The sequence below is a fragment of the Vibrio amylolyticus genome (assembly GCF_023145695.1).
Lineage (GTDB): Bacteria > Pseudomonadota > Gammaproteobacteria > Enterobacterales > Vibrionaceae > Vibrio > Vibrio amylolyticus.
Genome location: NZ_JAJHVV010000019.1, coordinates 1 through 19,611, shown reverse-complemented (window position 1 = coordinate 19,611; position 19,611 = coordinate 1). Strand labels below are relative to the sequence as shown.

General features: G+C 43.0%; 19 protein-coding genes. 9 read left to right on the top strand and 10 right to left on the bottom strand.

Annotated elements, in window-relative coordinates:
* Nucleotides 1-11: 11 nt before the first annotated feature.
* The 3 genes from KP803_RS20995 to rhtB form a co-directional block, all read right to left on the bottom strand.
* Nucleotides 12-1,025: an acyltransferase gene (locus KP803_RS20995; RefSeq protein ID WP_248010804.1), complete on the bottom strand. Its 1,014-nt coding sequence runs from the start codon at nt 1,023-1,025 to the stop codon at nt 12-14.
* Between the two features lie 249 nt (nt 1,026-1,274).
* Complete coding sequence (locus tag KP803_RS20990) at nt 1,275-2,501, bottom strand: EAL and HDOD domain-containing protein (RefSeq protein ID WP_248010803.1); 1,227 nt, start codon at nt 2,499-2,501, stop codon at nt 1,275-1,277.
* Between the two features lie 36 nt (nt 2,502-2,537).
* Nucleotides 2,538-3,155, bottom strand: a complete 618-nt coding sequence (rhtB, locus tag KP803_RS20985; protein WP_248010802.1) for a homoserine/homoserine lactone efflux protein — start codon at nt 3,153-3,155, stop codon at nt 2,538-2,540.
* 78 nt (nt 3,156-3,233) lie between these two features.
* Between rhtB and KP803_RS20980 the strand changes: the two genes are divergently transcribed.
* From KP803_RS20980 to KP803_RS20965, 4 genes are all read left to right on the top strand, one after another.
* Nucleotides 3,234-4,220, top strand: coding sequence for an alpha/beta fold hydrolase (locus tag KP803_RS20980; RefSeq protein WP_248010801.1), 987 nt, complete (start codon nt 3,234-3,236; stop codon nt 4,218-4,220).
* 129 nt (nt 4,221-4,349) lie between these two features.
* The gene (locus KP803_RS20975) at nt 4,350-5,177 is read left to right on the top strand and encodes a Cof-type HAD-IIB family hydrolase (protein WP_248010800.1); all 828 of its coding nucleotides are present in this window, start codon (nt 4,350-4,352) and stop codon (nt 5,175-5,177) included.
* 192 nt (nt 5,178-5,369) lie between these two features.
* On the top strand, nt 5,370-6,410 hold the full coding sequence (locus KP803_RS20970) for a COG3650 family protein (protein WP_248010799.1): 1,041 nt from the start codon (nt 5,370-5,372) through the stop codon (nt 6,408-6,410).
* Between the two features lie 9 nt (nt 6,411-6,419).
* Nucleotides 6,420-7,052 carry a tRNA-uridine aminocarboxypropyltransferase gene (locus KP803_RS20965; RefSeq protein ID WP_248010798.1) on the top strand — a complete coding sequence of 211 codons (633 nt, stop codon included), beginning with the start codon at nt 6,420-6,422 and terminating at the stop codon, nt 7,050-7,052.
* A gap of 52 nt (nt 7,053-7,104) precedes the next feature.
* Here KP803_RS20965 and yigB read toward each other — a convergent pair whose 3' ends face one another.
* From yigB to lptM, 6 genes are read right to left on the bottom strand one after another with little or no spacing between them, the layout of a single operon-like run.
* Nucleotides 7,105-7,818: a 5-amino-6-(5-phospho-D-ribitylamino)uracil phosphatase YigB gene (gene yigB / locus KP803_RS20960; RefSeq protein ID WP_248010797.1), complete on the bottom strand. Its 714-nt coding sequence runs from the start codon at nt 7,816-7,818 to the stop codon at nt 7,105-7,107.
* Nucleotides 7,819-8,751 (bottom strand): tyrosine recombinase XerC, encoded by a 933-nt coding sequence (xerC, locus tag KP803_RS20955; protein ID WP_248010796.1) that lies wholly within the window; start codon nt 8,749-8,751, stop codon nt 7,819-7,821.
* Complete coding sequence (locus tag KP803_RS20950) at nt 8,720-9,427, bottom strand: DUF484 family protein (RefSeq protein ID WP_248010795.1); 708 nt, start codon at nt 9,425-9,427, stop codon at nt 8,720-8,722. The genes xerC and KP803_RS20950 overlap by 32 nt, the downstream gene beginning before the upstream one ends.
* A gap of 54 nt (nt 9,428-9,481) precedes the next feature.
* Nucleotides 9,482-10,312, bottom strand: coding sequence for a diaminopimelate epimerase (gene dapF / locus KP803_RS20945; protein ID WP_248010794.1), 831 nt, complete (start codon nt 10,310-10,312; stop codon nt 9,482-9,484).
* Nucleotides 10,313-10,322: 10 nt separating this feature from the next.
* On the bottom strand, nt 10,323-11,576 hold the full coding sequence (lysA, locus tag KP803_RS20940; RefSeq protein ID WP_248010793.1) for a diaminopimelate decarboxylase: 1,254 nt from the start codon (nt 11,574-11,576) through the stop codon (nt 10,323-10,325).
* A gap of 50 nt (nt 11,577-11,626) precedes the next feature.
* On the bottom strand, nt 11,627-11,743 hold the full coding sequence (lptM, locus tag KP803_RS22040; RefSeq protein WP_427916976.1) for an LPS translocon maturation chaperone LptM: 117 nt from the start codon (nt 11,741-11,743) through the stop codon (nt 11,627-11,629).
* A gap of 75 nt (nt 11,744-11,818) precedes the next feature.
* On the opposite strand from lptM, the gene cyaY reads away from it, so the two are divergent.
* Nucleotides 11,819-12,133 (top strand): iron donor protein CyaY, encoded by a 315-nt coding sequence (gene cyaY, locus KP803_RS20930; protein WP_248010791.1) that lies wholly within the window; start codon nt 11,819-11,821, stop codon nt 12,131-12,133.
* 76 nt (nt 12,134-12,209) lie between these two features.
* Here cyaY and KP803_RS20925 read toward each other — a convergent pair whose 3' ends face one another.
* Entirely contained in the window at nt 12,210-14,738 is a 2,529-nt protein-coding gene (locus tag KP803_RS20925; protein WP_248010790.1) for a class I adenylate cyclase, read from the bottom strand.
* Between the two features lie 346 nt (nt 14,739-15,084).
* On the opposite strand from KP803_RS20925, the gene hemC reads away from it, so the two are divergent.
* The 4 genes from hemC to KP803_RS20905 are packed head-to-tail and all read left to right on the top strand — an operon-like array spanning nt 15,085 to nt 19,212.
* On the top strand, nt 15,085-16,023 hold the full coding sequence (gene hemC / locus KP803_RS20920; RefSeq protein WP_248010789.1) for a hydroxymethylbilane synthase: 939 nt from the start codon (nt 15,085-15,087) through the stop codon (nt 16,021-16,023).
* Nucleotides 16,024-16,026: 3 nt separating this feature from the next.
* Nucleotides 16,027-16,782, top strand: coding sequence for a uroporphyrinogen-III synthase (locus tag KP803_RS20915; protein WP_248010788.1), 756 nt, complete (start codon nt 16,027-16,029; stop codon nt 16,780-16,782).
* A complete protein-coding gene (locus tag KP803_RS20910) occupies nt 16,772-18,031 on the top strand; it encodes a uroporphyrinogen-III C-methyltransferase (protein ID WP_248010787.1) in 1,260 nt (419 codons plus the stop codon). The genes KP803_RS20915 and KP803_RS20910 overlap by 11 nt, the downstream gene beginning before the upstream one ends.
* Nucleotides 18,031-19,212 (top strand): heme biosynthesis protein HemY, encoded by a 1,182-nt coding sequence (locus KP803_RS20905; protein ID WP_248010786.1) that lies wholly within the window; start codon nt 18,031-18,033, stop codon nt 19,210-19,212. The genes KP803_RS20910 and KP803_RS20905 overlap by 1 nt, the downstream gene beginning before the upstream one ends.
* Nucleotides 19,213-19,611 lie beyond the last annotated feature (399 nt).

The following is a 19,611-nucleotide window of genomic DNA, read 5'->3' as shown; positions in this document are numbered from 1 at the left end:
CAAAGATTCGCTTATGGCAGCAACCATTGGGTTTTTTCCGATCGAGAAAATAGCCAACTCAATAACAATGCCCCAGCACCACTTATCACTATCCATACAGGAATCACCCAAACAGGGTGCCCCTGATACCAACCAAACTCTTTCATTGGCCATAAAAAAATGGGATGAAGGATATAAATCCCCAAGCTATTTTGACTAATCAAACCAACGACTTTACGAGTACGTTCTGATAGACCTTCTCCAAAATAGCGACACAACATAAATACCATACTAGCCGCTAAGATGACGTTAAACGTTTTATACGAGAGCCACCGAGCAACCGTGTATTCATTCGCTTCAAGGCTAAGATTTATTACCGAAATCACGGTCATTAATAGTGCAGTAGCCCCGAACCCAGTGAATACACCCACTGTCGTCTTGTTTAATGGTACTTTCTTAAAAAGCAGATAGCCCAATGGCAAATAACCCGAGTAGAGCCAGAACTGATTACTCCATGGGCCATCAATTTTATATAAATACAGTACTGAAGTGAAAAGCCAAACGACCACCAACGCATAAACGGCTTCATCGCTAGTACGGCGCACAAAAATCTGCAGTAGCGGAATAACAAAATAGAGAGGAATAAAGTAATAGAAAAAACCTAAGTGGTAATAGGTAGAGTGAGTTAAGCTTTCTGATAGTACTTGAGAGGTCACCTCTGAATCATAACCACCAGCTGTCCACCCAGATAGATAAGCGTAGAAGAGTGACCATACGATAAAGGGAAGCAGTACCTTACCTAGTCGCCGCTTCACATAGTACTTCGCATCAAATGGCCGCTGATCACTTAACATCAGAGCACCTGTTATCAATATAAATACAGGTACCGCCCAGCGAGAAATACCATTAACCCCTATCGCTGTCACCCACTGATCAAATGGGATGCTCCCGAGCTCATGACGATAAGGGGCAAGCACGTGGATAGCGATCACGGCCACCGCCGCTACGCAACGTAATAAATCAAAAAACTGAACGCGCTCTCTCACCACTATATCCTTATTCACTTTGGTAACTAACTGAATATAGCAATAAAAACATCGACGATGTAACACACTCGTCAGTTTTCAGTTAAATAATAGTATTGTCGATAATAAATATGAACGATGATTTATCAATGCTGAATCAATCATATCGAGTCTGATGCAAGTGCGTTATCGATAGCGATGAAAGCTTTTAGCACATCATGTATCAAAAGCTCAATTAACCGAGTTATAGAAGAAGGAAGCAAGGAATGGCTAGGAGATTTGATTGACCTGTTGGCTCCACTGTTGAGCGGATGATAACGCAACAATCACTTCCTCCACATTGAGCTCTAACGTATGACAAAAGCTCTGTAACCCTTGCCAATCTGCATTCTCAAAACACTCTTCCAAATGCAGAAGTGAGCCATATGGGCCACTTCGCTCCAGTAGTATCCCTTTGACGCCATCACAAAGCGGAAGCTGTTCCATAAGGTCGTCTAAGGATAAGTCGAGCAGAGCGTCGAGCATTGAGAATAAGCCGATCAAAAAAGCTTGGTCGCGATAAGCAGCAAACAATGGGTGCCTCGACATCAATAGGCAGAATTGGGCTCGTTGAAGTGAAAGCTTAGTGAGCTCTTGAGGTTTGTGCCGAGAAACAAAGGAGGCCACCGTCAGTGAGACAAATGACTTCAGCTTATCTTGCCCTAGATATAATAGCGCCTGACGAAAAGAGGATATCGGAACGGTTAAACGTTCCGACATGGTATTCACAAACTTAAGCAACTTATAAGAGAGCTTGGCGTCTTTTGCGATGATTCGCTCCACCTTGTCAAAGTCGACAACGGGCTTGCACACCTCATGGAACAGCTCCATCGCTATAATTTGATCGGGGCTCACATAGCGTTGCTTAACAATCTCCGGCTTACTAAAAAAGTAGCCTTGAAAAAGAGTGAACCCAGCGGAGCGTGTGGCATAAAATTCATCGGCTGTTTCTACACGTTCGGCTAGAAACTTCAAGCGGCTATTGCTCGCCTTAAGTTCTTTAACCATCAAACACGCTTTTGCCAGTCCCATCGCCATAATGTCAATTTTTACTATCTGTACATAAGGTAAAAATGCCCGCCACTGAGTTTGGTAAACAAAGTCGTCAAGTGCGATCAAGTAGCCTTTGGCATTGAGACCTTTAATCGCCTCTAATAGCTCATTAGACGGCTCACAGCTTTCTAATACTTCAATGACAACTTTATCTTTTGGCAAAGTATACGGAAGACCATTTATAAGGCTTAAGTAGGGAAAGTTGATGAAACAGCGTGAACGCTCAACAGAAGGGTTAGTACCAATAGAGAGGAAGTTTTCAGCAATGAGACGATACGTTGCTCGGTTAGAGTCAATATGTGCAGGGAAAGCGTTGTTTTCCCCATCACGAAACAGCAGCTCATACCCTAAAGTCTGCCGCTTTGAATTCAAAATTGGCTGACGAGCAACATATATATTATTCATAGTCATTCTTAATCTATGAGCGAATAGTGCATTTCATCATAATTTAGACGTTGCTAACAGCGCGCCACATCCCATAAACATCGACCCAAACACACGATTTACCTTACCCATCACACTTTCAGAACGGATAAAACGCCCCATTTTAGCGGCCACAGAGGTATAACCCAGCATCACAATACTATCAATAATGACGGTGGTAACACCTAAGACCAATAACTGAGTAAATTGGTCTTTAGTTGGATCAATGAACTGAGGAAATAGAGCCACTAAGAAGACGATAGACTTAGGGTTTGTTAGGTTAATTAAAACGGCATTACGCATTAACACGAGGTTAGACAGTTCAGCATTATCAGCTCGAGCTTCTAAACTCGATTGGTCGCGCCATTTTTGAATACCAAGCCAGATAAGATAAACCACACCTACCCACTTAATAATGGTAAATGCGAGTGCTGACTGGGCGACAAGCGCTCCGATGCCAGCTCCAACTAAAATGATATGAAAAGCCAAACCAAGTTGTAGGCCAGCAATCGCTGCTAATGATTTTTTTGTTCCGTAATTCAAACCGTTACTGATTGAATTAACCGTACCAGACCCTGGTGCCAAACTAAATACGATTGCCGTAACGACATACGCTAGCCAAATATGCATATCCATAGAATTTTCCTCGACTAAATGAAGTTAGCCCCACATAATTTACATCACTGCAATACGTGAATACTGACTAGGGATGCTATGAATCAATCGAGCTCGAATAACTCATCTTATACTCAAGAGTCCTCCTTTGAGCAAGCGATCAATACCAATATCTCTCAACTTTGGCAATTTAGGGAAGAGGGTTACCTCACCGCTAAAGATAAACGACAGCTCTATTGGTGCAAGATAACCGATCCCAAGCATACCAAAGCGATCGTGGTTGTTAATGGACGAATCGAATCCGCTTGGAAGTATCAAGAACTTTTCCATGATCTCTTCTATCAAGGCTATGACATCTACTCTTTTGACCATCGAGGTCAAGGAATGTCAGATCGGCTGATTGAGAACAAAGAGATGGGCTATGTTGAACAGTTTGATGACTACATCGACGATATGGCGTTAATCGTAGATTCTTTCTCACTCGATAATTATGAGAAACGATTTCTTCTTGCTCACTCCATGGGAGGCGCTATCGCCACTCGCTATATACAAACGCAATCAGACCACCCATTTGATGCCATTGCATTAAGCGCTCCTATGTTTGGCGTCAATATGTCTACCTTGCTTCGCCCAATTGCGATACCTTTCGCTCAAGTCATGAGCATGGCGTCTGCTCAACCTCGCTATGCTCCAGGACAGCAAGGGTATTATCCTAAGCCTTTTGACGTTAATCCATTGACTCAAAGTAAGTCTCGTTATCACTGGTTCCGTGATCTCTATGAAGACAAACCAGAACTCAAACTCGGGGGGCCTAGCCACCATTGGGTTGGTCAAGGCTTAATGGCTGCAAAGCAATGTATTCAGCAAACCAGACAGATAAAGCTGCCTTTATTGCTCTTGCAAGCGGGTGAAGAAAGCATTGTCGATAATAACGCCCAGATCCGATTTATTAAAAAACTCGCTCGAAGCAATAAACAGTGCGCACTCAAAATTGTTTATGGTTCTAAGCATGAGCTGCTGTTTGAGCAAGATTGCCATCGAAATTCAGCCCTAGACGCGACGCTTGAGTTCTTCTCTCAGCACTAACTTATCAACTAATGAGGGTTAAATGAGGAAAAACAGAAGAATCAAGTTACCCTCTTTTTTTCCTTATTTTTGACGTAAACTAAGCCTATAAAAACGTGAACGACCCACTTACCGCATTATGAGGGTACTATGACTACCGCTAACCAATATTCACAGTTTCAAATTGTTGCTTCCGATCTCGATGGCACTTTGCTCGCCCCTAACCACAAACTCAGTGACTTCACTAAGCAAACTTTAAAACAGTTGCACGAAAAAGGACTGACGTTTGTCTTTGCTACGGGCCGACACCATGTTGATGTTGCAGGTATTCGCGAACAGGTTGGTATTCCAGCTTATATGGTCACTTCCAATGGCGCTCGTGTGCACGACCAAAATGACAAACTGATGTACAGTAAAAATGTCCCTGAACATCTGGTTCAGCCAGTGATTGATGTTATTAAGCAAGACCCTGACATTATGATCCACCTCTACCAAAATGATGAGTGGCTACTGAATAAAGAAGACAAAGTTCTAAAGAATTTCCACGATGAGTCTGGCTTTACCTACACAGTATTTGATGTGGATAATGCGCCTGTTGATGGTATTGCAAAGATCTTCTTCACCCACCCTGAACATGATCATGACTACTTAGTGCAATTTGAAGACAAGCTGAATGAACTGTTTGGCGAAGAAACAAATATCGCCTTCTCTACACCTTGGTGCTTAGAGGTGATGGCCGCTGAAGTTTCGAAAGGAGAAGCGCTCAACGTTGTCGCTCAATCCATTGATCTTCAGCTTGATAACTGTATCGCGTTTGGGGACGGCATGAATGATGTTGAGATGCTTTCAATGGCAGGGCTTGGTCTTGTCATGGGAACCTCTCACCATAAGGTGATGAAAGCGCTACCTGACAATCCAGTTATTGGCAGTAACGCCGATGATGCCGTTGCGCACTATTTGAAAGAACACCTAATTTAAGGTGCATATTTAAAGTACCTTGCTAAGCCTTAACTCTAAACAGATATTTATCGCTATTAGGACTTAGCTGCATCAATTTTTCGTCAATAAATGTACATTAGGGCGGTCACTCACTGCCCTAACATCCTACCTCTATTTTTAATCTTCGATATGCCATAATGCAGCACTGACTTCCTAACAGGTGACAATCGCATGAATGCATTCAAACTTTCCGCTCTACTCTTATCTCTTGCGGCCTTACAAGCGTGCTCCACCAACTCAATTACACCTGAACCGGTAGAACCAATTAAAGCAACACTGGAAAAGCCAGAAACGATTCAACCACAAACGTTTGTACTGCGTGGTGAGGTCGTACTCGGACATGAAGTCAGCAGTATCAAGCCATGTGGGAGTAACAAACAACTGTGGTTAGCATTAGATCAAACGCAAAACCCACAAGCAAGTCAATTGGTGCGTTCACCCTATCAACCACTGTACGGTGAAGTTATTGGTCACCTTGTTACCCCAAATCAGTATGGGTTTGATTCGGATTTTGATGCTCGCTTTGTCGTCGACCAAATTAATTTTCTAACCGCAGAAAACCCTAACCGATGCGATCAACCAATTAAACCAACCCGCGTTTTTGGCTTGGAACCAAACTGGTCTGGCAGTTTTAAAAATAACGCATTTATTTTTCAACGAATGGGTTTCGATGCTCAATCTATGAAGATTGAAAGCAGCACCATCTCAGTAAAGCAACGAGAATATCACCTCGACAACGGTCACCTATTGCTTGAAGAGTCACTCTGCAATGACACCATGAGCGATAGCCTTTACGGTTGGAAAGCTAACCTGACCATTGGGGAACAGCATTATCAAGGGTGTGCAACCCTTTCAAATAAAGATGCGACTCAAGGCTGGAGTGGGGTTTATCACGCAACCTCCACTCAAAGTACTAACTTCAGTGTCGAGATGGCGCTTTTTTCAGATCATACGGCCACAACCCGATATGACTACAACAATGGGGAACCTGCAATCGTTGAAGCCGGTTTCTGGCAACAGCTAAACCCTGATCAAGTACAAGTTGTTATGACGCACCATCAAAGACAGGTTTTACGTTCGGAAAGAATCTTTACCCGTGATAATACGCAAGATACTCAGCAGCTCAATGCTACTCATGAAAAGATTGGCGATGTTGTGTATCCAATCGCTAATGGTGGACTTACTCTTTATTCAATCTCGCCTGCTGAGTAATCGCCTTCTATGACTCATCCAGCCCCTTGTCTTCGCTGCCATTTAACGCTTCATTGCGTTTGTGACTTAATTCCACAGATTAAGTCACCTATCCATATCGCACTACTAATGCATGAGAATGAATTAAGAAGAGAGACAAACACGGGTCAGTGGCTACTCGCAGCTTTGGATCAGTGTTCATCCCATGTATGGCAGCGAAAGTCCCCAACTGCATCACTGATTGAACTAATCAAGCAGCCTAATGTTGTTCCTATGCTTCTATTTCCTAGTGAGCAGAGCATCAGTGCTGAAGAGGCCATCGCCAATATCCAACAGAAAAAGGCCGGTTTGGATAAGTCCAGTGAGACAATTCCTGTATTTATTATATTGGATGGCACATGGCAAGAAGCGAAGAAAATGGCCAATAAGATCCCGTGGCTAGATGGGTGTCAGCATATCCATCTATCGCCTGACTCTCGCTCTCATTATCAACTAAGAAGAAACCAAGCTGACGGGCACTTATGCACGCTTGAGGTCGGTGCTGAGCTGCTTAAAAAGGTTGGCAAGGAAAAAGAGGCGGCGCAACTCAATGAATTTCTCAATCACTATATGAACGTTTTTCACGCCGATAAATGTGGTCATCAATACCGCGCCAGCAAATAACGATAACTCGAGCGACTAAGATGAATCGCTCGGTATCAACATCATTCTATAATTAAAGTAACAGTAGCGAGTCCAGCCGGTCAATTTCTATATCCGGCAGCGTTTTACTTCGCGAGTGTCGAATCAAGTCCGTGTCTTGATTGTTATACCAACACGCTTGAAACCCACTACGTTTTGCTCCTGCCACATCGGTCACTAAATGATCGCCAACATGCAGAATGCTTTGAGGTGCTAATTCAAGGAAGCTAGCCGCCTTGATATAAAGGTCGGCATCAGGCTTTGCTCGCCCATCAGGCCCAGCCTTTAAGACTAAGGAAAAGTACTGCTCTAATCCTATCTTGCCCACATCCACATTACCGTTGGTAATCGCCACCAATGGGTAACGTTCACTCAATAAGCTTAATACTCGATGCGACTCTTCAGGGACATCAAATTGGCTACGAAGCACTAAAACTTCTTCTATCGTTTGCTGCGCAGTCCGACTTGCTTGCTCTTCACTATAACCGAGTTGTAAAAAGCCTTGAAGGATCTGCTCAAAGCGCCAACGTGTCACATCGTGCTTCAACATGGGATCTGCGATAGCAGCGTCTCTTTTAACCTGTTGCCACCAGCCATAGTTGCGTGTGGCACTTACAGGGTGATGACGATGGAGCCATTGCGTTATCTTTTGCTCGACTCGTTGTATAACCGGTCTGTTATCATACAGCGTATCATCAAGATCAAAGGTCATGGCCTTAATAGGAGAGATACCACGATAGAAACGCATCTATTTATCCTCTTTTTTCTTTGCTCTTGGATGAGCTTGATCATAAGCCTGAGCAAGATGCTGAAAGTCTAAATGGGTATAGATCTGCGTGGTCGAGATATTTTCATGCCCAAGAAGCTCCTGAACCGCTCTCAGGTTATTGCTCGATTCCAGCATGTGAGTAGCAAATGAGTGACGCAATTTATGCGGGCTAATATGGCTAGCAACCCCCTGTTTTAGTCCCCATTCAGCCATCCGTTTCTGTACGTTTCTATGTGAGATTCGAACGCCTTGTTTTGATACGAACAACGCTTTCTCGCCACTATTCGCAAGATCTGAGCGGTATTTAAGCCACTTTCCTACCCACTCTTTCGCTTCACCAGAAAAAGGGACTTTTCTTTCTTTGTCCCCTTTACCAACAACGCGAATTTCACCTGCACCAGCACGAATATCTTTTAGATTAATATCCACAAGTTCAGCTAAACGAAGTCCCGCACCATACATCAGCTCCATCATCGCGCGATCTCGGACTGAAAGCGGGTCATCATCACTATCCACTTCCAACAGCTGGCCGACTTCATCGACATCAAGGTTCTTTGGCAAAGGCCTTTGCTTACGCGGCGCAGAAACACCTTTAGCAGGGTTTGCACTCAGCTCCCCTCTTAGGATAAGGAAATCAAAAAAGCTTCTTAAAGAAGAGAGTCGAGTGGCAATGCTGCTGGCTTTCATACCATCACGCATACCTTTACTCGCAAGTTGTCTTACCCAGCCTGCATCGATTTTTTGCCAGTCATCTAGCCCCATAGAGACTAAGTGCTCTGCCATCGCTTCGAGCTGCTGTTTATAGTTGCGCTGAGTGTGTAGGCTCAGCCCTTTTTCGCTTCTAAGGAATTCATAGAAACGGTCTAAGGGCTTTTGTAAGCTATTTGGAAGTGTTGCTGTAGACTCGTTCATTATCGACGGCTTGCCATGGAAGAGAGAGCATTAAGTGAGAAACCACTAACGCTAAATGACGCAAAAATAGAGTATCCATATGAGGCTGGAAATGACCACCATCCTCGCTAGAAAACGCCAGCACACCCACTGTCTTATCTTGAACTAAAGGCAGCACAACATAGGAGCCTAGCTCAGGCGCTCGTGTATCATCACCTAATAATTCCGCTCTATCGGCTTTGCGCAAGCGTCCTAAGTAAGCCTCTTTACCATTCAAATGATTCACAGAAAATCGTTGAATTGATTCCTGACTAATTCCATAAGTGGCGGTCGGCGAATCAATCAAACGTATATAAGCGAGTAAAGAGAGAGATTTAGCTTTCTGTTCAATCGCAGCAAACACGCTATCGAGGTCGGCGCATTTCAATACTTGTTCTTGCAGGTCCATAAACTCATGGAAGGTACGATCATTCTTCGCAGCAAGTGACATTAATGTCGTGATCTCTTCTTCAAGTTCTTCAATGCGGTTTCGCTGTCGATTTAGCTGAACATGGACAAGTGATACTGCGCCTTGCTCTTGATGTGGCAAAGAGAGGCGATCGACGAGATTACGACGTTGTAGAAAAAAATCTGGGTTGTCTTGTAAATACTCGGCAACCACTTCAGCGGTTAAGGCGTCCGCTTCAATATGTGACAAAATTATTCCTTAATTAAAAATAACGGTGTTAATGAGGGTATTTAAACCCTCTTATTAACAAGAGAGTTGGCCATCAAAGACATGCGTTGCTGGGCCTGTCATATAAAGAGGATGCCCTGGTCCCTGCCACTCTATTTGTAATGCACCACCAGGTAGGTGAACAGTGACAAAACTATCGAGCAGACCTTGAGTGATGCCAACGGCAACCGCTCCACACGCCCCACTTCCACATGCATTCGTTTCACCCGCACCACGCTCGTAAACACGTAAACGAACTTCATCACGATTAACCACTTGCATAAAGCCAGCATTAACACGCTCAGGAAAGCGCTCATGGGACTCTAGTAAAGGACCTAACGTTTCCACGTCAGTCGTATCAACATCATCCACCACAGTCACGACATGAGGGTTCCCCATACTCACCGCACCACAGAAGAGTGTGTGCTCTTCTGTGCGTAAGATGTAGGTTTTCTCTGTCTGCTTCGCTTTAAAGGGGATCTGCCCAGGTTCAAAGACTGGTTCACCCATGTTGACGGTGACTTGATCATCCTCTTCAAGGTTAAGTACCATTTTGCCTTTTTTAGTACTGACACTAACGGTAAATTTGTTGGTCAATCCTTTCATTCTGACGAAACGTGCAAAACAGCGTGCCCCATTACCGCATTGTTCTACTTCACTGCCATCCGCGTTAAAGATACGGTAGTGGAAATCCGTTTCAGGATCATAGGGTGCCTCGACCACCAACAGCTGGTCAAAACCGACGCCCGTATGGCGATTCGATAGACGACGAATCAAGTCCGGTGAGAAAAAGATGTTTTGGGTAATGCAATCAACGACCATAAAGTCATTACCCAATCCGTGCATTTTAGAAAAGTGGAAATGCATAGTGCTGCCGTTACTCCGGTAAGATGTTTTCAAGAGCCCATAGGCTCGATAGCTCTTCACGCTTGCGAACTAAATGTGTTTTGTCTCCATCCACCATAACTTCAGCAACGCGAGCTCGCGTGTTGTAGTTTGATGACATAACAAAACCATATGCACCTGCTGAGCGAATCGCAAGTAAATCGCCTTCTGCGAGTACTAAACTACGATCTTTACCAAGACAGTCGCCCGTTTCACATATTGGCCCGACGATATCGTACACTTGAGTTTCACCCTCTTTTGGTACTACAGGGACAATATCTTGCCACGCTTGATACAGTGCCGGGCGCATCAGATCATTCATCGCTGCATCGATAATAGCGAAGTTTTTATGTTCGGTATGCTTCAGGAATTCAACTTTAGTCAGCAGAATCCCAGCGTTGGCAGCAATCGCGCGACCTGGTTCGAAGATAAGTTCAATATCAGGGTGATTCGATAAACGAGAAAGCAGTGCTTTCGCATAGTCTGATGGTTGAGGTGGCTGCTCATCACGATAAACAACGCCCAAGCCACCACCAACATCGAGATGCTCGATGTTAATGCCATCCGCTTTCAATTGGTCAATCAAAGCAAGTAGACGGTCCGTTGCATCAATAAATGGGGCAAGGTCAGTCAGTTGAGAACCGATATGGCAATCAATACCTTGAATGTTTAGATTCTCAAGAGTTTGAGCAAACTTGTAAACTGCAGGGGCTCTATCAAATGCGATACCGAATTTATTATCACGTAAACCCGTAGAAATGTATGGGTGCGTATTGGCATCAACATCGGGATTAATACGTAAAGAAATTGGAGCAATCACATTAAGTGACTTTGCCACCTTGTTTAAACGCTTTAATTCAGGCTCAGATTCTACATTAAAACACTTGATACCAAGCTCTAATGCACGCTGCATCTCTGCTTCAGTTTTGCCAACACCTGAGAAAACCACCTTCTTTGGATCGCCACCCGCAGCAATAACACGCTCTAATTCACCACCTGAGACGATATCAAAGCCTGAGCCAATGCGAGCAAGTGCATTGAGCACACCGAGGTTTGAGTTTGCTTTAACGGCGTAACAGACCAGATGAGGATGCTCACCAACGGATTTATCAAATGCGTTCCAATGGCGCTCAAGCGTTGCTCGAGAATAAACATATAGAGGTGAGCCGTATTGCTCAACTAAGCTAGTTAGCGCTGTATCTTCAGCCCATAGCTGGCCATCTTCCTGGTAGTTGAAATAATCCAAAGTGTTTTCCTTACTAAGTTTGACTGATCTTTTTCTATAATCTTTATTGGTTATTGAGCTTGTTCATTCTGTGCTGCTTCTTCTGGCATGTAAAGACCGCCAGTCTGCCCACAGCCTGCAAGTGTAAAAATAGAAAGCATAAATAGTGCTACAATCGATTTTTTCATTTTGCATCTCGTGATTATTGATTCAATGCCCCCTATAATCGCACCACAATCAAGAAAAGCAATAGGATAGAAGAGATGAACGATACGGAATTTCATCAGATCGTCGATTTACAAATGCAATGCATTGAAGATGCGATAGATGAGTCAGGTGCAGATATTGATTTTGAAAGCTCAGGCAATGTGCTAACTCTTGAGTTTGATGACCGAAGCCAGATCATTATTAACCGCCAAGAGCCTATGCATGAGATTTGGTTAGCGTCAAAATCGGGCGGCTTTCACTTTAAACACATCGATGACCAATGGATATGCTCTAAAACTGGGCAAGAGTTCTTTTCAATGGTTAAGCAAGAGTGTGAAAAGCACGCTGGTGAAGCCATCGAGTGGCCGTAGCCTTTACTCTAGATTTTTTGCTTCATGATCAAAAAAAGAGTACCTTAAAGGTACTCTTTTTTATATTCACATAATCTTAGGCGTTTACTGCTCGCGATGGCTTGGAATACGTTGTGTTGTCATTACGATATGGCACAACATAGCTCTCGCCCTCTTCTGGATGCACCACTTGGTAATATTGTGGAAGATTAAAGTTAATCCTGTTTGAAGGCACCACATTTTCATCCTTAGCAGAAGTGTAGAAGCTGTTGACACTCGCTATCATCTCATCTTTTTCGCCACTGAACTGATGATAAACTTCACTTTGATTGCTTTCGTCCAATACATAAATATTGAAGCCGTTGGCAGTGTCTTCAAAGAAAAACTGAACTAAACCTTCACTTGCAAAGCCGTCAATAACCTCTGGCAGTTCAAGGTCCTGCTCTTTATCAAGCATGAGCAGAGGTGAACCATTAAGTTTATTGGTTGAAATGCTGCGATAGAAGTCGATGGAATTTTCGAGTTTTTGAACTGACACACCTCGTCGTTCAAAAAACAGTCCATACATTTGCTGACCAATACGCATGGCTTTAAAGCGACGACGCTTTTCTTGCTCAATCGGCTTCAATCGTAACTCGATACACTCAGCAAGTAATTGGTACACGGTATTTCGAATCACACCACGAAAGTTTTTTGCATAACAAAAAACATCCACAGATTCTGGTGGTATCGCATCTTGGTGCATTTTTCCTAATACGGTTTTCAATGCATCTAAAATTGCCGTCTCACCTTGGAAGTGCAGAGTTCGAACTTCATGCCAAGAATTTCGATAAACTAAATCAACACTTCCAACTAAACTTTGCTGCTGCTCACCAAAGCTAAAGATATCGATGTCTTTCATATCAATACGCGTACTCTTGGTATTGATATCAGCCGTAGGGTCACGCTCAAAGTTGATAAACATAGCGAGCTGGCTAATCTCACATGGGCTAGCCAATGCTTGCATGCTTGGGCGACGTTTACGCAAAGAGAACGTATTACGTAAATCACTCACCATTTGGTAAAACTTATCGATATCAAGCTGTGCTCTGCGCACGACAGAGTGTAAGCGTGTCGATTCTGTAATCATGCCATTAAAGAACGCCCATGCTACTAGCTTACTTAGATACTCATGGTGCTCTAGGCTAGGCTGACCAATAATGCGATGGGGAATCAATGGTTGCTTGTACAAATACCAACCCGGTAAATTTGAGCGGCTGCCTTGAACTTCTATAAATGTCAGATCTGATTCATGTAAATCAGGAGAAATCTGTGGATTCAGGAGCGTGACTTTACCTGGTAGTATTTCAAAGGCGGCATACAACTTACGTGCGAGAATACTAATATCTTGCGGGCTGATTGCTGAGGTAATATCATTTTTTCGAGCAAACTGAATTAAGTTTCGATAGCTAAGCATTAAGGCGTCAAGTAACGCATGATGCACGACCTTAACTTGCTCAACCTTCCAATGACGACGATCATCAAGCTCAGAAATGACCGAGGTGTCCCAATTCCAGCTCTGAGTCATCTCCGTCAACGCTTCACGGCGCCAAGCCACTGAACCAGCACCAGGCTCACGAGAAAGTTTTTCGTGCGTTTTTAAGTAAAAACAGCGTCTCACTAAATCGAGCCGAGCTTCATCACCGATACGTTCGAGGTAGCGAGTCACTTTCTCTAACATTAGGTAGTAGGCATCCATACCATACAGGTCAGGCTCATGAGCAAAGAAGCGACGTTTTGTATCAAGGCTCAATAATTGCGTATTTGGGTATTCCCAAGAATAAGCCTCAAGCAAAATGGCTTTCAATACAGACTTGTAGGGTGAATCAATACTTTTATAAAGCTGCCACAAGTTGGAACCAAAATATTCTTCAGCAGGAATTCGGTTTAGCTTACCAAAATCAATCCATTCATCGCAGTTGATCTCATCTTTATTGCAGAGATCTTTAATGTAATCTTCGTAACACTCTTCCATTTCTGGCGGCACGATCTGCCACAATAAGCGCTGCCCTGCCAATCGAACTGCTGAGCGATAAAATTCGTCTAGAAGTAATAGGTGTTGAGAAGAGCCACAGTTATCACCAGTCATCTCTTCAGAATAATTGCTTTTAAAACGTGTCTCATCCATCAAGAAGAAGTTAGCTTCAATCCCCTGAGTTTTTGCCCACTCAGTGATACCTAAACACTTTCCAGTAAGATTCTCTCTATCTTCGGTGCTCATCTCTGGCGAAACGCACACCCAAATATCTAGATCACTTGAGGTACTCTGACCAATAGAAGAAGTGCTACCCATGGTATACAAACCAAGAATGGCAGGAGTATCTGAAGTCTCTAGAGTTTGATTGATCGTTTTTTCAGTATCTTCAATATAGCTGCGCTGTATCGAGTTCGCCTCAAAGCCGTTAATACCATAAGGAATATTGCAATCTTTATAGCCTGGAATGATGGGATGGTTGAAGTGAAAAAGCAGTGGAATGAGATTGAATACACGCTGACCTTGCAGATCCATTAGCGCCAGCGCACGCTCGGTGCGTTGCTGGTTTAAGCTATCTAATCGTTGGATTAAAGTCTGTGTGTAAGCCTGCAAGGTAATTCCTTGATTGAATTATAATTTTGTATTTCGTTCATCTTTCGAGCAAAACACAACACCGAAACGTGATCAATCTAACACTTTTATTCGATTTGGTAAAGAAATGAACATGTCATGACCCTTAAAGCCCTTTACCATCATCATCGGTATTTATTTTTTACATAGTGTCGTAGTTAACTCGCATTTCTAATAATAGCTCAAGCTACAAACGAGAACCAGATCACACAATTTTGACCTATTTATGCTATCCCACCGCCAATATTAAAACCATGCGATCTAGTAGTAAGAGTTTCACTTTGGGGATGGTAGGATAAATGCAAAACTTCAATCAGTTGAGAAAGACATGAGTCAGACCGCCCCTATTCGTATTGCTACACGCAAAAGCCCCCTTGCTCTCTGGCAAGCTTACTTTGTTAGAGATGCCCTTCAAAACGCTCACCCTGGTTTAGAGGTAGAACTCGTGACTATGGTCACCAAAGGAGACATCATTTTAGACACTCCTTTAGCAAAGGTAGGCGGTAAAGGGCTTTTCGTTAAAGAACTAGAAGTTGCGATGCTTGAAGATCGTGCAGATCTAGCGGTTCACTCAATGAAAGATGTTCCTGTCGATTTTCCAGACGGCCTAGGGCTTGTCACTATCTGTGAGCGTGAAGATCCGCGCGATGCGTTTGTCTCACATCACTATCAAAATATCGATGAGCTGCCACAAGGCGCTGTTGTTGGTACTTGTAGCCTACGTCGTCAATGTCAACTACTTGAAGCTCGCCCAGATCTAATCATCAAAGAGTTGCGTGGTAATGTAGGTACTCGCTTAGGAAAGCTTGATGCTGGAGACTACGATGCCATCGTTTTAGCGGCTGCTGGTCTAAAGCGTTTAGAACTTGAAGATCGCATTCGTAGCTTCATTGAGCCAGAACAGTCTCTTCCAGCTGTAGGCCAAGGTGCAGTAGGAATTGAATGTCGCCTAGATGATGAACGTCTAATTAAGCTGCTTGAACCACTTAATCACGCAGACACTGCAGATCGTGTACTGTGTGAGCGTGCGATGAACTTAACTTTAGAAGGTGGTTGTCAGGTTCCTATTGGTAGCTATTCTTTACTTGAAGGTGATGAAATTTGGCTAAGAGCGTTAGTCGGTGAGCCAGATGGATCTAAAATGGTTCGCGGCGAGATTCGGGGCCCAAGAAAAGAAGCTGAAGCGCTTGGTGTTACACTAGCTAATCAACTACTCGATGATGGCGCTAAAGAGATTCTTTCTAAGTTGTACGCTGAGCACGAATAATTTATGACAGTATTGGTAACTCGCCCTGGTTCACAAGGGCTTCAGCTTTGCCAAAAACTATTGGAGGTGGGGATTGATTCTCTCCACCATCCACTTATTACTATTACCCCCGCTCCAAACCTTGATGACCTCACTCGCCACCTAAATGATTTCGACATTGTGATTGTTGTAAGCCAACACGCTGCTGATATGACTGATCAATCACTCTCTAATAACGCATTAAATTGGCCAGCTCATCCGACCTATATTGCTGTCGGTCAAAAAACCGCACACAATTTAAGCAAATATACTCAACAAAAAGTACACTACCCAGAGATTGGAGACAGTGAACACCTTCTAAAGCTTAGTGTCCTTCAATCTGTTGATGACAAACGTATTGTTATTTTGCGGGGTAATGGTGGGCGTGAACTGATTTATGACACCTTAGTGGAGCGTAATGCACTCGTTGAATATCGAGAAGTCTATCAACGACATTACCTTGCTTTCTCATCTGCCCAGCAAGTGACTAAATGGCAGCAAAAAGGCATCGACTCACTAGTTATTACTAGTAGTGGACAGCTCCACTTTTTCACTTCTCAGGTAACTGAACCATCTCACTCATGGTTACTGGACTTACACCTTTTTGTACCGAGTGAACGAATCGCTAACGAAGCAAAACAACTAGGATTTCACTCAGTCATTAATACCGGTAGCGCTTCAAACCACCAATTAGTGGCTGCTCTCCAGCTTAAAAACAGGACTATAAGCAATGACAAGTAAAAACAATAATGAGCATATTGAACCTGAGAACAAACAGAAGCCAAGCAAAACAGGGGCTGTGGTAACTGATGGCTCTGATGTGAAGAGCTCTGATAAAGCATCCAATGAAAAATCAGATAAAGCCAAAGACTCTAAAGCTGATAAAAAAGAAACTCCCACGAATATAGAAAAGAAAGTAGACGAATCAACGAATAGTAAGAAGCCAGCGACGACCCAAGCACCAGCAAAGAAATCACGTAAACTAAGCATTGCTGCCATTATCATCTCGCTACTTGTTGGTGGCGCACTCACTTTTAAAATTCAGCAGCAAAATCAAGACCATTTATCACAGATAGAAGCGTTAAAAAGTGAGTTAAAACAGTCTCAATCCGACCTCATTGAACGGATAGAGTCCATTCAAGAAGAGACGATTAATCAAACCTCTAAAATTGTTAATCGCAGTGAAGTGGTTCTTAATCAACAGCATAAAAGTATTGAAAGCTTGCAGCTCGCTATCGCAGATGTAAAAGGCCGAAGACCTAATGATTGGCTACTCGCTGAAGCAGACTACTTGGTGAAATTGGCGGGAAGAAAGCTATTTTTGGAGCAAGATGTCGTGAGTGCGACAAAATTAATGGAGAGCGCCGACCAACGTATCGCTTCTCTTAACGACCCAAGCTTAGTTCCTCTGCGTAAGGCTATGGCTAATGACATCACCCATTTAAAGTCCGTGCCTATTATTGACCGAGATGGACTGATCTTGCGCCTTACCTCACTACAGCAGCAAGTTGATACTTTGCCACTGGCGAATGCAATCCTTCCAGAAGCTCAAGTACAAGAAAAGCAAGTGGTCACTAACGATGTCTATGATTGGCAGCAAAACCTAATAACCTCTCTTAAAGATTTTTCCGAGAACTTCATTACGTACCGCACTCGTGATGGCAACGTTATCCCGCTACTTTCACCGAAACAAGATTTCTATTTACGCGAGAACGTTAAAGCTAAGTTAGAAACGGCGATTAAGGCAACATACGTTGAACAACAAGAAATCTATAGCACAGCTTTAACAACCGCCCATCAATGGTCTAGCTCATTTTTCAATGCAGAAGAAAACAGTGTAAAAGAGTTCACTGCGTCTATTGAATTTTTAGGCAAACAGAACATTCAAGTTAAATATCCAGTAAAGCTGGAAACACAGAATATTTTATCTGATGTAATAACCGAACGTTTACGTCGTGAGGTTACGACGCTTGTGACGGAGGATAAGTAATGTTTAGATCGATTTTTCTCTTTGTCATTCTCGGACTTGGACTCTTTGCAGGGACACAATTTGCAGGACAACAAGGTTACGTACTAATTTCAGTGGCTAATAAAACCATTGAAATGAGTGTGACTACATTGATTATATTCATCATCGTCACATTAGCAGCGTTGTTTTCCCTTGAGTTTTTAATTAAAAAGGCACTCCGCACCAGTTCAACCACTTGGAATTGGTTTAGCGTTCGAAAGTTGAAACGCTCTCGCCGCTATACTAATGAAGGTATCATCAAGTTATTAGAGGGGGACTGGAAGGTTGCAGAAAAAAAAGTAACTCGATGGGCTAATCATCATGACATGCCTCTACTCTGTTACTTAGTCGCTTCTGAAGCCGCTCAAGGCATGGGCGATAAAAAGAAGCGTGACCATTACTTAAGTAAAGCAAGCGAACAAGAGAACGCACACCTTGCGGTAGAGTTGACCAAAGCAAAACAGCAGGTTCGTGAAGCTGAATATGAACTCGCTTTTGATACATTATCTAACTTAAAGAATGATTATCCAGCAAACTCTATTTTGCTAAACTTGTTAAAAACAGTCTACCTAGAGCTAAAGTTATGGCAACCGCTATTGGAGATCATCCCTAAGCTAGCGAAACAAAAACTTATCGATGTAAAAGAGCAAGAAGCTATTTTACAAAAAGCCCAATGCGGATTATTAAGTGATGTTGCTGAGCAGAAAGGCAGTGAGGGACTTATAGATCATTGGGATAAACTGCCTAAGAAGATAAAATTAGAGACTCATCTTATTAGTTGCTTCATAAGACAGCTCATTTCCCGTAAAGCAGATAACCAAGCCTATACGGTACTAAAAGAGGCTCTGAAGAAAAATCCAGATCCTGAACTCTATTCGCTACTTCCAGAGATCAATCTTTCAGACAGTCACCCGCCAACCGAGCTATTAAAGAAAACATTAACGAAGGATGATGGCAATGCTGCTGCTCATAGTGCTCTAGCTCAGTTTTATCTGAGAGAAAGCCAATGGAAAGAGGCACAAGAGCACCTAGAAAAAGCGTTATCTATTCGCTCAAGTGTTTCAGATTATGCTTATTTAGCAGATGCCTTAGAAAAACAAGATCTCTCTAAGGCTGCTCATGAAGTTTCGAAAAAAGCGTTGAAACTCGTGCATCAAATCTAAGTCGTCGCTTTTAATCTTAATAGGCCAGCTTATAATGCTGGTCTTTTTTTATTTCTAATTCCTGTCAGATAAGGCAAACGAAAGAGCTGCCAATAAAGTCTAAGCACTCTATTTACTTTAGACCCAATTGAACCTATTCAGTAAATCCGCAACAACACCCAACAAATAGGCCAGATCTAATAATAAATCGTCTGCTTGCACCTCTATGTTGCAAAAAATGTATCAACAGTCTACGTAGAATGACTCTAGTGCATCTGAAATATATCCCCTATAAAGTGCTCTAGAAGCCTCATCAAGACTTATTCACTACGACTTAGAAGCAAGATAGTAGTGCTTTCATAAGAAATCTTATAAATTTCCTTTCTATATAAGCGCCAACTAATGCGAGTTTGATAAGTA